General features: G+C 63.3%; 12 protein-coding genes, 1 tRNA gene and 1 pseudogene. 8 read left to right on the forward strand and 6 right to left on the reverse strand.

What is annotated here, in order from left to right:
• Positions 1 to 347 precede the first annotated feature (347 nt).
• Complete coding sequence (locus AB3L03_RS35880; RefSeq protein WP_204511353.1) at positions 348 to 1,241, forward strand: hypothetical protein; 894 nt, start codon at positions 348 to 350, stop codon at positions 1,239 to 1,241.
• 55 nt (positions 1,242 to 1,296) lie between these two features.
• Here AB3L03_RS35880 and pepT read toward each other — a convergent pair whose 3' ends face one another.
• The 6 genes from pepT to AB3L03_RS35910 all read right to left on the reverse strand — a co-directional run bounded on the left by pepT (position 1,297) and on the right by AB3L03_RS35910 (position 6,286).
• Positions 1,297 to 2,547 (reverse strand): peptidase T, encoded by a 1,251-nt coding sequence (gene pepT / locus AB3L03_RS35885; RefSeq protein ID WP_204511352.1) that lies wholly within the window; start codon positions 2,545 to 2,547, stop codon positions 1,297 to 1,299.
• A 102-nt stretch (positions 2,548 to 2,649) separates the two neighbouring features.
• Entirely contained in the window at positions 2,650 to 2,964 is a 315-nt protein-coding gene (locus tag AB3L03_RS35890) for an HU family DNA-binding protein (RefSeq protein WP_018455099.1), read from the reverse strand.
• Between the two features lie 193 nt (positions 2,965 to 3,157).
• Positions 3,158 to 3,234: transfer RNA gene (locus AB3L03_RS35895), tRNA-Asp, on the reverse strand.
• Positions 3,235 to 3,394: 160 nt separating this feature from the next.
• Complete coding sequence (locus tag AB3L03_RS35900) at positions 3,395 to 3,598, reverse strand: hypothetical protein (RefSeq protein ID WP_026232877.1); 204 nt, start codon at positions 3,596 to 3,598, stop codon at positions 3,395 to 3,397.
• Between the two features lie 141 nt (positions 3,599 to 3,739).
• On the reverse strand, positions 3,740 to 5,035 hold the full coding sequence (locus tag AB3L03_RS35905) for an MFS transporter (RefSeq protein ID WP_204511351.1): 1,296 nt from the start codon (positions 5,033 to 5,035) through the stop codon (positions 3,740 to 3,742).
• Positions 5,036 to 5,095: 60 nt separating this feature from the next.
• A complete protein-coding gene (locus AB3L03_RS35910) occupies positions 5,096 to 6,286 on the reverse strand; it encodes a Rieske 2Fe-2S domain-containing protein (protein ID WP_368507976.1) in 1,191 nt (396 codons plus the stop codon).
• A 180-nt stretch (positions 6,287 to 6,466) separates the two neighbouring features.
• On the opposite strand from AB3L03_RS35910, the gene AB3L03_RS35915 reads away from it, so the two are divergent.
• The 7 genes and pseudogenes from AB3L03_RS35915 (at position 6,467) to AB3L03_RS35945 (ending at position 13,717) form a co-directional block, all read left to right on the forward strand.
• The gene (locus AB3L03_RS35915) at positions 6,467 to 6,982 is read left to right on the forward strand and encodes a MarR family winged helix-turn-helix transcriptional regulator (RefSeq protein ID WP_018455095.1); all 516 of its coding nucleotides are present in this window, start codon (positions 6,467 to 6,469) and stop codon (positions 6,980 to 6,982) included.
• Between the two features lie 187 nt (positions 6,983 to 7,169).
• Positions 7,170 to 9,417 (forward strand): annotated as a pseudogene (locus AB3L03_RS35920) (TonB-dependent siderophore receptor).
• 569 nt (positions 9,418 to 9,986) lie between these two features.
• The gene (locus tag AB3L03_RS35925; protein WP_008136158.1) at positions 9,987 to 10,352 is read left to right on the forward strand and encodes an NADH-quinone oxidoreductase subunit A; all 366 of its coding nucleotides are present in this window, start codon (positions 9,987 to 9,989) and stop codon (positions 10,350 to 10,352) included.
• Positions 10,349 to 10,930 (forward strand): NADH-quinone oxidoreductase subunit B family protein, encoded by a 582-nt coding sequence (locus AB3L03_RS35930; protein WP_026232875.1) that lies wholly within the window; start codon positions 10,349 to 10,351, stop codon positions 10,928 to 10,930. Before AB3L03_RS35925 ends, AB3L03_RS35930 begins: the two co-directional genes overlap by 4 nt.
• Positions 10,931 to 10,941: 11 nt before the next feature.
• Positions 10,942 to 11,556 (forward strand): NADH-quinone oxidoreductase subunit C, encoded by a 615-nt coding sequence (locus AB3L03_RS35935; protein ID WP_085384778.1) that lies wholly within the window; start codon positions 10,942 to 10,944, stop codon positions 11,554 to 11,556.
• A 2-nt stretch (positions 11,557 to 11,558) separates the two neighbouring features.
• Positions 11,559 to 12,755: an NADH-quinone oxidoreductase subunit D gene (locus AB3L03_RS35940; protein WP_368507977.1), complete on the forward strand. Its 1,197-nt coding sequence runs from the start codon at positions 11,559 to 11,561 to the stop codon at positions 12,753 to 12,755.
• A complete protein-coding gene (locus tag AB3L03_RS35945) occupies positions 12,755 to 13,717 on the forward strand; it encodes an FkbM family methyltransferase (RefSeq protein WP_162496315.1) in 963 nt (320 codons plus the stop codon). The genes AB3L03_RS35940 and AB3L03_RS35945 overlap by 1 nt, the downstream gene beginning before the upstream one ends.
• The last annotated feature ends 6 nt before the right edge of the window (positions 13,718 to 13,723 follow it).

Below are 13,723 nucleotides of genomic sequence, written 5' to 3' on the forward strand. Positions count from 1 at the left end.
CTCCCGATCCGGAGGTTCCCGCCCCGAGCGCATCCTTGATGATCCGAGAGCCGGCGTCGTTAACATAGGACAGGAACCGGCGCACAAAAAGAAAGCCCCAGCCGGGACTTACCGGCTGAGGCTTTCGTGCTCACAAACTTCATCCTTGGGACTTGGACAGGTAATCCGCATCGCGCGGGTTCGTTCCCGCTGGCTCGGTCCAATTTGGAACGTTCCTTGTTCATTGTGATTAGCGACGAGGAGAAATTGAGGAGGACGGACCATGGACGGATTGATTTATCTCATCGGCTTGATCGTGGTGGTCATGGCGATCTTGTCGTTCTTCGGCTTGCGCTGAGAGAGCGGCGATGACCATGGAAACTCTCATACGGGAAGACATCGTGGAAGGCGGCGGCGTCGCTGCCGATGAAAGGCGCATCATCCAGTGGAGCTCGGTGATCGCAGGCGCTTTGGCTGCCGGCGCAATGTCGTTCATCCTGGTCGGCTTTGGAGTCGCCGTCGGCCTGGGCGTCAGTTCAGCCTCGCCGACATGGCGCGATGCATCGGCGGCGCTGGCTTTGCTGTCGGGGCTGTATCTGATCATCCAGGCGATTATCAGCTTCGGCTTCGGCGGCTATATCGCCGGCCGGACGACGCGACCAGCCCCGGCGGTCACAACGATCGAAGACGAGGGCGAACGGCGGGACGGGCTGCATGGCCTGATGTCCTGGGCGCTCGCCGTGCTGCTTGGTGCCGCTCTGCTCGCGATGCTCGGCGCAGCTGCGATTGACCGCTCGCCGATGCGCAGTTCGGCGAGCAGTACCTCCGCCGCCGAGCCTCTGTTGAGCTACGAGCTGGATAAGCTGTTTCGCGCAGCGCGGCGGCCCCCCAACACCGACCTCAGGGAACCTCGTGCCGAAGCGGGACGCATCCTGATGACGGCGTCGAGCCACAGCGGCGTCAGCACCGATGACCGGGCCTACCTCGTGCAGCAGGTGGCCGCGTTGACGGGACTTGCAGCACCCGACTCGGAGCGACGGGTCGACACGCTGATCGCGGATTCAAGGACGGCCATCAATCGGGCGCGGCGTAACTCCATCATCGTCGCCTTCTCCGTTGCGGCAGCAACCCTGATCGGCGCTGCGGTGGCCTGGGCTGCGGCTGTTGCCGGTGGCCGGCATCGCGACGGCGCGCCGCTCCCGAACTGGATGGCGAGCTCCAACCGCTTCCATCGCTCTCCGCGTGCGATGCGGGTGCCGTAACGTGCAGGACGATGGCCGGGAGCGATCCCGGCCATATTGCCTTTTGACGAGAGGCCTAAGCCTTCTCCTCCCAGATCATGGCGAGATGGACGATCGTCTGCACCGCCTTCTCCATGTCCTGCCGGCTGACCCATTCGAGCCGGGAGTGAAATGCGTGCTCGCCGGCGAAGATGTTGGGGCAGGGCAGTCCCATGAAGGACAGGCGGGAGCCGTCGGTGCCGCCGCGGATCGCGGTGCGCATCGGGCGCAGGCCGGCGCGGCGGATCGCTTCGATGGCGTATTCAAGAATGTGCGGGTGGCGATCGATAACCTGCTTCATGTTGCGGTACTGCTCCCGCACCTCGAATGTGTAAGTCGAGCGCGGAAAATCCTTCATCACGTCCTTGACGATGTTCTCGAGCAGGATCTCCTTCTCCTTCAGCCCTTCCTCGGTGAAGTCGCGCACAATGAAGGAGAGCGTAGCCTGCTCCAGCGCACCCTCGATCCCGATCGGATGCAGAAAACCCTGCTTGCCTGATGTCGTCTCGGGCGAGCAGCCTTCCCGGGGCAGACGCTCGACGATGGCGGCGGCGATCTTGATGGCGTGCTCCATCTTGCCCTTGGCATAGCCGGGATGGGCGCTGACGCCGTTGATGGTGATGGTGGCGCCGTCCGCCGAGAAGGTCTCGTCCTCGACGCTACCCGCGCTCTCGCCGTCCATGGTGTAGCCGAAATCAGCGCCGAGCTTCTTGATGTCGACATTGTCGACGCCGCGGCCGATCTCCTCGTCCGGCGTGAACAGGATCTTGATGGTGCCGTGCTTCACTTGCGGGTTGTTGATGAAGAAATGCGCGGCATCCATGATCTCAGCCACGCCGGCCTTGTTGTCGGCACCGAGCAGCGTGGTGCCGTCGGTGGTGATGATGTCGTTGCCGATCTGGTTCTTCAGCGCCGGATGCTCGGCGAAGCGGATCACCTGGCTGGTATCGCCCGGCAGCGTGATGTCGCCGCCGCGATAGTTCTTCACCATCTGCGGCTTGACGTCGTTGCCGGTGACGTCGGGCGAAGTGTCCATGTGCGAGCAGAAGCAGATCACGGGCACCTTCTTGGTCGTGTTCGCCGGGATCGTTCCATAGACGTAGCCGTAATCATCGAGATGAGCGTCCTCGACGCCCATCTCCCTGAGCTCGGCGGCGAGCACACGGCCGAGATCTTTCTGTTTCTCGGTCGATGGCGAGGCCGGGGATTCCGGATCGGATTGGGTGTCGATGGTGACGTAGCGCAGGAAGCGCTCGGTCACGGTATGCGAAAAGGTGAGGGAGGACATTTCTGGTCAAACCGCCGGGTCAGGGGAGAGAGGCGGTATACCAGAAAAGCAGGGTGCGGTGAGGCCGGAGGAGGCTGATCAGGCTTAACGAAACGTGAGTGGTCAGATCGCCTCTTTTAGTTCCTTGACGGGGCGGAAGGCGACCTTCTTGGTGGCTTTGATGTGGATCGGCTCGCCCGTGGCGGGATTGCGGCCGGTGCGGGCGGCGCGCTTGCGGACCTGGAGGATGCCAAGGCCGACGATGCGGACGCGGTCGCCCTTCTTCAGGTGCTTGGTGATGAGTTCGACCATGTCGGTCAGAACGGCCTCGGCGCGCTTCTTCGACAGGTCCTGGCTCTCCGCAATGTCGGCGGCGAGGTGCTTGAGCGTGATGGTGGCGGGCGCGGCAGGCTTCTTCGTGGAATCCTTCTTAGCCATATCTGGCCTCCTCAATCACAGGGGCCCCGGAAAAGGCGGTAAAGGGTGGGGATCCCTCCAAGTCCTGCAAGGCCTAGACGATTCGGGCTTCGGCTGACTATGGCGCAAGTTCTCGACGGATGCCGGCGATCGCCGTCACAGCCGCGAAAGGCGTGTAGAAGTTTGTTCTAAGGCTATGAAGGAATTGCCAAAATGGCGCGAGAGACGGGGCTCGAACCCGCGACCTCCGGCGTGACAGGCCGGCGCTCTAACCAACTGAGCTACTCCCGCGTGGTTCGCTGACAGCGCGCGGAACGAGGGGGGACTTAAAGGCGGGGCTGGGTGAAGTCAAGGATGTTGCGCTTCACCGGCACATCCCGGCTAAGCATTGCTCTGGAAAACGAAAAAGGCCGCCAGGCGGCGGCCTCTGTCAGCCCCGAGCGGGGCGGTGTCAGCGGATCTCCGACGTCCCTGCGCTCGTCACCACCACCGGCTTCCCGGCCTTGATCACATGGGCGGACTGGGCGGTCTGGCTGTAATCGGCATTGGTGCGGGCTGCGATCCCGAAGCCGGCCACTGTAATTCCGGCCACCAGCGCCACCACCACGATCTTCAGATGGGTCGCACGATCAGCAGAGTGGATAGAGTGGTTCATCTGAGCCTCCCGACGGGCTTTGCCGCCGTCTATGGCTCGTCTTGTAAAGACCGTCTGTTTCCGGATGGTTTCGCGGGTTCCGCAAAATGGTTTCATTAATGCGCCCGGTTGGTTTCGCCGGGCTTGCGGCCTGTACCGGCGTCAGGCGGCCGCCCGGCCGATATCGTCCCGGATCGAGCGCGCCGCCCAGACGAACAGGAGTGCCCCCAGCGTGGTCGTGACCGCCGCCGAGAGCAGGGAATAGCGCACCGCGTCGGCGCCGTAAGCGCCCTTCAGGGCATCGTTGACCACGCCCACGGCGAGCGGGCCGAGGCCCTGGCCGAAGCAGGTGGCAGTGAGCGCGATCAGGGCGGAGGCCAGCGCCCGCATGCTCGGCTTGGCGACCGTCTGCGCGATCGCGAAGATCGGTCCGAGATGGAAGCCGACCAGGAACGAGGTCAGCGCCAGCGTGGCCACCATCAGCGCAAAGTCCTGCGTCAGCATGCACAGCGCGAACACCGGGCCGGCAAGGCCCGAGGTGATGGCGGGCGCCCACAGCTTCCAGCGGTCGTCGCGGCGGCTGATCTGCGCCACCACGAAGCCGCCGAGCAGGGTGCCGGCCATGCCGGCGAGACCCTTGAAGGTGCCGGCATAGGTGCCGATCTCCGCGCTCGACAGATGGTGCACACGCGCCAGGAACGGCGGGATCCACGCCGCGGTCGCATAGTTCGTGTAAGTGGTGAGACAGAAGCCGATCAGCACGATGATGAAGCTTCGCTGCGAGGCCAGGAAGCGCAGCGTCGGCCGGAGCGGCTCGGGCACGAAATTCTCCTGCATGGCGCCGCGCTTCGGCTCGGAGATCGTCAGCCACAGGACAACAGCAAGCAGGATGCCGGGCAGGCCCGCAACGTAGAACGCCATCCGCCAGCCATAGTGCTGGTTGACGTACCCGCCCACGAAATAGCCGAGGAATACGCCGAGATAGGTGCCGACGGCGTAGATGCCGAGCGCGCGCGGACGCTCGTTCTTGGCGAAGAGGTCGGCCACGATCGATTGCGAGGCGGGCGAGCCTGCGGATTCGCCGATGCCGACGCCGATCCTCGCCAGCGCCAACGAGGTGACGCTCGAAGCGGCGCCGCACAACGCCGTCATCGCGCTCCAGAACGCGAAGGCGGCGGCGACGATGTTGCGCCGGTTGAGCCGGTCGGCGACGCGCGCGATGGGGATGCCGAGCAGGGAGTAGAACAGCGCGAAGCCGAAGCCCGCGAGCAGGCCCATCATGGTATCGCTGAGCTGAAACTCCTTCTTGATCGGCTCGATCAGCACGTTGAAGATCGTGCGGTCGAGGAAGTTCAGCGCGTAGATGATCGTAAGCAGGCCTAGCACGTAATAGCGCCGCGCCGAGGGTTTTGCCGTCGCGGCCGTTTGCACCGACATTTGTGACGTCACATCGACCATCGCTTCCCCCAATTAGTCTTTGTTATCGTTGTCGGTCCAGCCCTGATTGGGGCTGGCAGGTCAGCCTTCGCGGATGTAATTCCCCGCTTCGAATTCGACGGGAGGCGCGCTTGCATCGAACGAGATTCCGATCGGATCGCGGCCTGCTTCCATCGCCTCGAGCTGGTCGCTCAGCATGCGTCGGATCATGAGGATGCCGCGGTCGCTCTGGCCGAAATGCTCCTCGGAATGGATGGTCTGCGGTCCTTGGCCGACCTGGGCTTCGTAATCGCCCGGAAATCGCTGATGTTCTTCTTCGGTCATGTCCCACCAGAATTTGCCGTTGAATTTCGAGCGCATGCGACCGATGTCGCCGGCGTTCTTGACGCGGCCGGCGACGTAGATGCGGAACGAGGTGTCGTCGATCGGCAGCGTCCAGCCGATCGACTCGACGCGGGCGAATTGCGCCACGCGCGGGTTTGGCACAACGCGCAAGGTGGGGAGCGCCGCCTCGGTGACGCGGTAAAACACCTTGCCGTCATCCTGCTTGCGGATCGAGCGCACGGCGATCCCGCGCGGCGTCTTGTCGAACGTCACCTCCGGCATCGATGCCATCATGTTGGTGAATTGCGGACCCGAGAACGAGCCGTGCAGCACCGGCACGTGGTAGGGATCGACCACGTTCTCGAAATGCTGGAGCCAGTTGCAGGGGATGATCGCGGGACCACCGCCGCCGATCGAGGAATCGTCGGCGTCGACGAACTCGCCGTCGTCCATGGTCTCCAGGCACTCATAGGCCGGCAGCACCGGGCGTTTCTCGGCGGGGCCCAGATAGGCGAAGATGAGCCCGTAGCGCTCCTCGACCGGATACCAGGGCTGGCGCACCTTGTCCTTGAACTGGCCGCCATCGGGCTCGCAGGGCTGCTCCAGGCAATTGCCCTCGGTGTCGAACTTCCAGCCGTGATAACAGCAGCGGATGCCGTCCTCCTCGACCTTGCCATAATAGAGCGTGGTGCCGCGGTGGCAGCAGCGGGCGTGCAGCAGGCCGGCGCGGCCGTGCTTGTCGCGGAACAGCACCAGATCCTCGCCGAGCGCGCGGACCTTCTTCGGAGTGTCGGTTGCGTCTCTGATGAGCCCGACCGGATGCCAGTAGCGGCGGAGCAGTTCGCCCATCGGCGTGCCGCGCATGACCGAGGTGAGCTCGGTGCGGGTGTGCGCCGGCTTCATCGCATAGGCCGTTCCGAGATCGCGATCCCGCTGCGTGATGGTCATGCTGGTCCTCCCGCAATCGGCCGTACCGGCCGGGCTTTTTTGATGCCTTGTACCAAGTGAAGATTAGATCGATGACAATGTCAACGATTTCCAAATGCCTCTTAATCGCATTCGGATCAGGCTGGGGAGGTCGCGCTACCAAGACTTGGCACGCCGCGGCTTTCTTGGCAGAGGTGGACCATGAGCCAGACATCAGGCAGGGACGGGCGCACATCGTCCGATGCGGACGAAAGTCAGTCGCTGGCGCCGATCACCGTCATGCTGTCGTCGCGGCTGATGGTGCTGGCCAATTTGCTCAAGCGCGGCGCCATCCTGCGCTACAAGCGTCTCGCCGGATTGTCATCGGTCGAGTTCGGCCTGGTCGCCTCGCTTGGCCGGCGGCCGCCGATGAGCGTGGCGCGGCTCGCGGAAGCCGTCGGCCAGGACAAGGGGCAGATCAGCCGCGCGCTTGCGGAACTCGTGTCGCGCAAGCTGATCGCGAAATCGGCGAACCCGAAGGATAGCCGCGAGGTGCTGGTCTCGCTGACCGCAACGGGCCTCGCGGCGCACGATGCGATCGTCGCCGGTGCGCAGGAGCGCAATCGGCGTTTGCGCGAACATCTGAGCGAAGCCGAGTTCGAGACGCTGCTGCAGCAGGTCGATCAATTGACGGCAATCGCCGCCGAGATGCTTGAGAGCGAGAAGATTTCGCGCTGACGTTTCGGCAATCCGGGAACATGTTGGATCGCTTCCAAGACCGTTTTTAAGACTCCTTCTAAGAGGCTTTCAATTAGGGAATTCGCGCGCGCTGCCCTAAGCGTCACCGCAAGCGCATGCCGTCATGGGCCGACAGCATGTGCCATCAGAACACGCAGTTTTGGGGTTGCGCGTGAACAGTCTTGGAATGCTGCGGTCGGCCATGTTGGCGACCGCATCCGCTTGGGTTTTGCTGCCGCAGGCATCGCTTGCACAATCTCCTGCGCAGATTGGCGCGCAGAACATTCCGTCGGTGACCGTCACCGCGCCGGAAGCGCGCCGACGAGCCATCTCCGTGCAGCGCCGTGCGCCGCGATCGTCCCAGCAGACCGCCAACCGAAACAGGCCGCAGCCGCCGCGCAATGTCGGTTTCGTCGAGACCCCGCTCGGCCCGGTGCACGGCTACGTCGCCGGCCGCAGCTCGTCCGGCACCAAGACCAACACGCCGATCATGGAGACGCCGCAGGCGGTGTCGGTGATCGGCGCGGAGCAGATCTGCGACCAGAAGGCGAACAAGCTCGACGAGGTCCTGCGCTATACTGGTGGAGTTCGCGCCGGGACCTTCGGCGCGGACACGCGCAACGACTGGTGGCTGATCCGCGGCTTTAAGTCCGACGACGTCGGACTGTTTCTCGACGGCATGCAGCTGTTCTACACCTCCTATGCGAGCTGGAAGCTCCAGACGCCCAACATGGAGCGCGTCGAGGTGCTGCGCGGTCCATCGGCCGTGCTCTATGGCGGATCGAGCCCGAGCGGCATCGTCAACGTCATCAGCAAGATGCCGCCGGCGGAGCCCGTCCGTTTCATCGAGACCGGCGTCAACAATTTCGGCAACGCCTATGTCGGCTTCGATGTTGCCGGTCCGGTCGCAACGAGCCACGAACGGCAAGCTGTTCTACCGCGTCGTCGGTCAGGTCCAGAACGGCCCCACGCAGGTCAATTTCACGCCGGACAACAACTACTTCATCGCGCCGTCGGTGACCTGGAAGCCGGACGCCGACACGAGGTTCACGGTACTGGCTTCAGCTTCCCGGCAGGAAACCCGTGGCATCAACTTCCTGCCCTATGAGGGCACGGTGACCAACGCTCGGTTCGGCAAGATCCCGACCAGCTTTTTCGCTGGCGATCCCAGCGTCGACAAGTTCACGCGCGAGCAGGAGATGCTTGGCTATCAGTTCGAGCGCAATCTCACCGACGATTTGACGTTCCGGCAGAATGCGCGCTTTGCCCATGTCGATGTGACCTATCGCGGCTATGTCGGCAATAATTGGGCTGACATCAACACGGCCAGTCTCGGTCGCTATAATTGGTATGCGAAGAACACCGCCAACCAGGCCAATCTCGACAATCAGCTGGAGTACCGCTTCAACACCGGCGCGGTGCGGCATACGATGCTGTTCGGGGTCGATTTGAAGGGCTACCAGATCGACGATTATCAGGCTTTCAACTTCGGCACCGTCCCTTCGATCAACGTCTTCAATCCCGCCTACGGGTTTGACATTCCGTTGACGGGCGCACCGTTCCGCAACTTCCAGATCACGCAGAAGCAGGCCGGCACCTATCTTCAGGACCAGATGAAGCTCGGCAACTTCACGCTGGTGCTGAGCGGCCGCAACGATTGGGTCGAGACGACGCAGGCTGCCCGTGATACCGGCGCCACGCTTGCCAGCCGCGACGACAGCAGGTTCAGCGGGCGCGCCGGGCTGATCTACAATTTCGACAACGGCATCGCGCCCTATGTGTCCTACGCCACGAGCTACAATCCGATCATCGGCCTCAACGCGCAAAACCAGCTGTTCCTGCCGGAGACCGGCCAGCAGACGGAAATCGGCGTGAAGGTCGCGCCGCGGGGATTTGACGGCTACTTCACCGCTTCGGTGTTCGACTTGAAACGTCAGCATGTGGCAACGACCGATCCTGTCGTCACGACCTTGCAGAACCAGACCGGCGAGGTGACCTCGCGCGGCATCGAGCTCGAAGCGGTGGCGAACGCCACGCGTGAGCTGAAGCTGATCGGCTCGTTCACGGCCTACCATTTGTTCAACAGCAGGGATCTGGACCCGTCTTTGGTCGGCAAGACCCCGACCAACACGCCTGAGCTCCTGGTGTCCGGCTGGGCGGACTACACCTTCAAGGACGGGCCACTCGCGGGGTTCGGCTTCGGCGGCGGTCTCCGCTATATCGGTTCGTCGTGGGCGGATACCGCCAATACCCTCGAGGTTCCCGCGGTCGTGCTCGGCGATCTCGCGTTCCACTATGAATGGCAGAACTGGCGCACCGCGCTGAACGTGATCAACCTGACCGACAAGATCTACGTCGCGAGCTGCGCGGCGGCGTCATCCTGCTTCTACGGCGACCGCCGGCGCGTCACCGCCAGCGTCTCCTACAAATGGTGAGGCAAATGACGAGAACAGGCGAGGGAAGGCCATCGTGAGAGCCTGACCGGCCCGTCGCCGGCTTCCACCACGAGATCGATGAGCTCGCGGGTCATGCCCCCCGGCCCGAAGCTCATGCGAGCGCGGCGCGCGACGACCCAGCCACGTCGCCGCCGCGCTCGCCACCCATTTTCCGCTGGGGCGAAGTGGGCCTCCTGCCCGACACATTCGCCAGACGAGCCCAGGTCCGATCGTGATGCATGGCTCCCGGGTCGCTCGCCCGATAATGGGCGCGCTTGCCTCGTTATAATCTGGACTTTGCAGCGTCGCGGCCTAGATAAGGTGAGCCTTCCCAACCACGGACGTCACGGCCCAGCGCGTGTGGACTGATCGGGGCGCCCTTGCTGGGGCTGTCGATCTGCTCCATACCAGCCGCGGGGTGATTCCGGGATTTCCACCGTTCTGAGGGCGACAAAGGGCCTAAAAAGAGCGTGTCTTGCGCCCATTGGTGCACTGCGCTAAGGCTCAGAACAATTCCAAACTGGACGAATCCGTGGCTGTCCCGAGGCTGCGGGAAAAAGGGCTCGTCAATGAGCGGCATTCTGCAGAACTATCTTCCACTCGTCGTCTTCATAGGGGTAGCGGGCCTCATTGGCCTGGTGCTGCTGATCGCGCCGTTCATCGTGGCGTTCCAGCAGCCGGACCCGGAAAAGCTGTCGGCGTATGAGTGCGGTTTCAACGCCTTCGACGACGCCCGCATGAAGTTCGACGTCCGCTTCTATCTCGTCGCCATCCTCTTCATCATCTTCGACCTCGAGGTGGCGTTCCTGTTTCCCTGGGCGGTGGCGTTCGGCAAGCTCGGCGCGACCGGCTTCTGGTCCATGGTGGTGTTCCTCGCCGTGCTGACGGTCGGGTTCGCCTATGAATGGAAGAAAGGCGCACTGGAATGGGATTGACCCCTACGTCGTCCGCCGGTCCGGTTCTCGCGCCGGCCCCCAAGGGCATCCTGGACCCGTCGACCGGCAAGCCGGTCGGGGCCAATGATCCGTTCTTCCTCGAGGTCAATTCGGAACTGTCCGACAAAGGCTTCTTCGTGGCCGCGACCGACGACCTCATCACCTGGGCGCGCACCGGCTCGCTGATGTGGATGACCTTCGGTCTCGCCTGCTGCGCGGTCGAGATGATGCAGGTCTCGATGCCGCGCTACGACGTCGAGCGCTTCGGCTTCGCGCCGCGCGCTTCACCGCGTCAGTCGGACGTGATGATCGTCGCGGGGACCCTGACCAACAAGATGGCGCCTGCGTTGCGCAAGGTCTACGACCAGATGCCCGAGCCGCGCTACGTCATCTCGATGGGCTCCTGCGCCAACGGCGGCGGCTATTATCACTATTCCTACTCGGTCGTGCGCGGTTGCGACCGCATCGTGCCGATCGACATCTATGTGCCGGGCTGCCCGCCCACGGCGGAAGCGCTGCTCTACGGCGTGCTGCTGCTGCAGAAGAAGATCCGCCGCACCGGCACAATCGAACGCTAAGGTTTTACGTCATGGACGACGCCAAGCTCGACGCCCTGGGGCAGACGATCGTTAGCGCCCTTCCGGGCGCCGCCATCGGTCATTCGGTGGCCTTCAACCAACTCACGGTGGATGTCGAGGTCAGCAAAATCGTCGAGGTGGTCAAGTACCTCCGCGACGACCCGAGCTGCCGCTTCATCAACTTCACCGACATCACGGCCGCGGATTATCCGTCGCGCGAAAAACGCTTCGACGTGATCTATCACTTCCTGTCACCGACCTTGAACGCGCGGATCCGGCTCAAGGCCCAGGCGGACGAGACCACGCAGGTGCCGTCGCTGATCGAGGTGTTTCCCGGCGCCGACTGGTTCGAGCGCGAGGCCTATGACCTCTATGGCGTGATCTTCGTCGGTCATCCCGACATGCGCCGCCTCCTGACCGATTACGGCTTCGAGGGTCATCCGCTGCGCAAGGATTTCCCGACCACCGGCTTCCTCGAGGTCCGCTACGACGACCAGGAGAAGCGGGTGGTGTACGAGCCGGTCAGGCTCAACCAGGAATTCCGCAAGTTCGACTTTTTGTCCCCGTGGGAGGGCGCCGACTATCCGGTCCTTCCGGGCGATGAAAAAGCGGGGCCGAAGGTCTGATCATGAACGAGCAACCCGAACAGCTTCGCAACTTTACGATCAACTTCGGACCGCAGCATCCGGCTGCGCACGGCGTGCTGCGCCTGGTGCTGGAGCTTGACGGCGAAGTCGTCGCCCGCGTCGATCCGCATATCGGTCTGCTGCATCGCGGCACCGAAAAGCTGATCGAGCAGAAGACCTATCTGCAGGCGATCCCTTATTTCGACCGCCTGGACTACGTCGCGCCGATGAACCAGGAGCACGCCTTCTGCATGGCTGCAGAAAAGCTGCTCGGCATCGAGGTGCCGCGCCGCGCGCAGCTGATCCGCGTGCTCTATTGCGAGATCGGCCGCATCCTGTCGCATTTGCTCAACGTCACCACGCAGGCGATGGACGTCGGCGCGCTGACCCCGCCGCTGTGGGGCTTTGAAGAGCGCGAAAAGCTGATGGTGTTCTACGAGCGCGCCTCCGGCAGTCGCATGCACGCAGCCTATTTCCGCGTCGGCGGCGTGCATCAGGACCTGCCGCAGAAGCTGGTCGACGACATCGACGCCTGGTGCGATCCGTTCCTGAAAGTGGTCGAAGATCTCGACCGGCTGCTCACCGCCAACCGCATCTTCAAGCAGCGCAACGTCGACATCGGCGTCGTGTCGCTGAAGGAAGCTTGGGAGTGGGGCTTCTCGGGCGTGATGGTGCGCGGCTCGGGCGCGGCCTGGGATCTGCGCAAGTCGCAGCCCTATGAATGCTACGCCGAGATGGATTTCGATATCCCGATCGGCAAGAACGGCGACTGCTATGACCGCTATCTGATCCGCATGGAAGAGATGTGCCAGTCCGTGCGCATCATGAAGCAGTGCATCCAGAAGCTGAACGCGGCCGACGGGAAGGGTCCCGTCGTCGTCGAGGACAACAAGGTCGCGCCGCCGCGCCGTGGCGAGATGAAGCGCTCGATGGAAGCGCTGATCCACCACTTCAAGCTCTACACCGAAGGCGTCCACGTGCCCGCCGGCGAGGTCTACGCCGCGGTCGAGGCGCCGAAGGGCGAGTTCGGCGTCTTTCTGATCTCGGACGGCACCAACAAGCCCTACAAGTGCAAGATCCGCGCGCCCGGCTTTGCGCATCTGCAGGCGATGGACCACATCTGCCGCGGTCATCTGCTCGCCGACGTCTCGGCGATCCTCGGCTCGCTCGACATCGTGTTCGGAGAGGTCGATCGGTGATGGCGCAGGCGCCGATCCAGTTTGACCGCGCCTCGGGGGCCCTTGAAGGGGCCAACCTGTGGGAGCGGACGGCTGCCTTGGCGCTGGTGACGGGATCGAAGATCTCGTCGCACTTCTCGCATATGGGCTACATCGCCTGCGCCAATCTGCTGCGCAAGACGCTGCCCGAGCGCAACATCGCGATCAAGCTCAATCCCGACGCCGTGTTCGAATTTCCCTACGGCGACGGCTATTGGAGCAAGCTGCTCAACCGCTCCTACAATTACGAGGACGAGCTGGAGCTGTTGTTCGCCGATTCCATCGACGTCGACTACACGCTGCTCGATTGCGGCGCGAATTACGGCTATTGGTCGGTGCTGGTGTCGAGCAAGCCGTTCGGCTCGCACAAGGCGATCGCGATCGAGCCGTCGGGGCAGAACTATCCGAAGCTTGACAACAACGCCCGCATTAACGCCAGCCGCTTCGAGACCATGAAATGCGCGATCGGCGCGGCCCGTGGCACCGCGCGTCTGTCAGGCACCAAGCACGAGGCCTTCAGCATCGCCGGCGATGCGTCGGCGGGCGGCGAGGACGTGCCGGTCATTGCGCTCGACAATCTGATCGACGACGGCAAGATCGCAGGCACCGGCAAGTACCTGATCAAGCTCGACGTCGAGGGCGTCGAGATCGAGGCGATCAAGGGCGGCGCCCGGCTGCTCCAGGCCGACAGCGTCGTCATGTGCGAGGAGCACGGCAGCGACCGTTCGCACGCGGTCTCGCGCTACATCCTCGAACACACCCCGCTGAAGCTGATCGTCTACGATCCCAGCACCCGACGTATGGAAACGGTGACCGAGCTGTCGATCCTCGACCGCATCAAGGTCTCCACCCACGTCGGCTACAATGTTTTCGGCACCGCAAGCGCATTCTGGCAGGACAGGATCAATGCCCTGAATGCGAAAACAGCGCGCCGTGTGCAGTGAGAGATT

It is taken from the genome of Bradyrhizobium lupini (genome assembly GCF_040939785.1).
Lineage (GTDB): Bacteria > Pseudomonadota > Alphaproteobacteria > Rhizobiales > Xanthobacteraceae > Bradyrhizobium > Bradyrhizobium canariense_D.

What these genes read in the sequence shown, in the direction of transcription:
- AB3L03_RS35940 (WP_368507977.1), top strand. Translation starts at nt 11,559, where the DNA reads ATGAACGAGCAACCCGAACAGCTTCGCAACTTTACGATCAACTTCGGA.
- AB3L03_RS35880 (WP_204511353.1), top strand. Translation starts at nt 348, where the DNA reads ATGACCATGGAAACTCTCATACGGGAAGACATCGTGGAAGGCGGCGGC.
- AB3L03_RS35905 (WP_204511351.1), bottom strand. Translation starts at nt 5,035, where the DNA reads ATGGTCGATGTGACGTCACAAATGTCGGTGCAAACGGCCGCGACGGCA.
- AB3L03_RS35900 (WP_026232877.1), bottom strand. Translation starts at nt 3,598, where the DNA reads ATGAACCACTCTATCCACTCTGCTGATCGTGCGACCCATCTGAAGATC.
- AB3L03_RS35910 (WP_368507976.1), bottom strand. Translation starts at nt 6,286, where the DNA reads ATGACCATCACGCAGCGGGATCGCGATCTCGGAACGGCCTATGCGATG.
- AB3L03_RS35945 (WP_162496315.1), top strand. Translation starts at nt 12,755, where the DNA reads ATGGCGCAGGCGCCGATCCAGTTTGACCGCGCCTCGGGGGCCCTTGAA.
- pepT (WP_204511352.1), bottom strand. Translation starts at nt 2,547, where the DNA reads ATGTCCTCCCTCACCTTTTCGCATACCGTGACCGAGCGCTTCCTGCGC.
- AB3L03_RS35915 (WP_018455095.1), top strand. Translation starts at nt 6,467, where the DNA reads ATGAGCCAGACATCAGGCAGGGACGGGCGCACATCGTCCGATGCGGAC.
- AB3L03_RS35935 (WP_085384778.1), top strand. Translation starts at nt 10,942, where the DNA reads ATGGACGACGCCAAGCTCGACGCCCTGGGGCAGACGATCGTTAGCGCC.
- AB3L03_RS35925 (WP_008136158.1), top strand. Translation starts at nt 9,987, where the DNA reads ATGAGCGGCATTCTGCAGAACTATCTTCCACTCGTCGTCTTCATAGGG.
- AB3L03_RS35890 (WP_018455099.1), bottom strand. Translation starts at nt 2,964, where the DNA reads ATGGCTAAGAAGGATTCCACGAAGAAGCCTGCCGCGCCCGCCACCATC.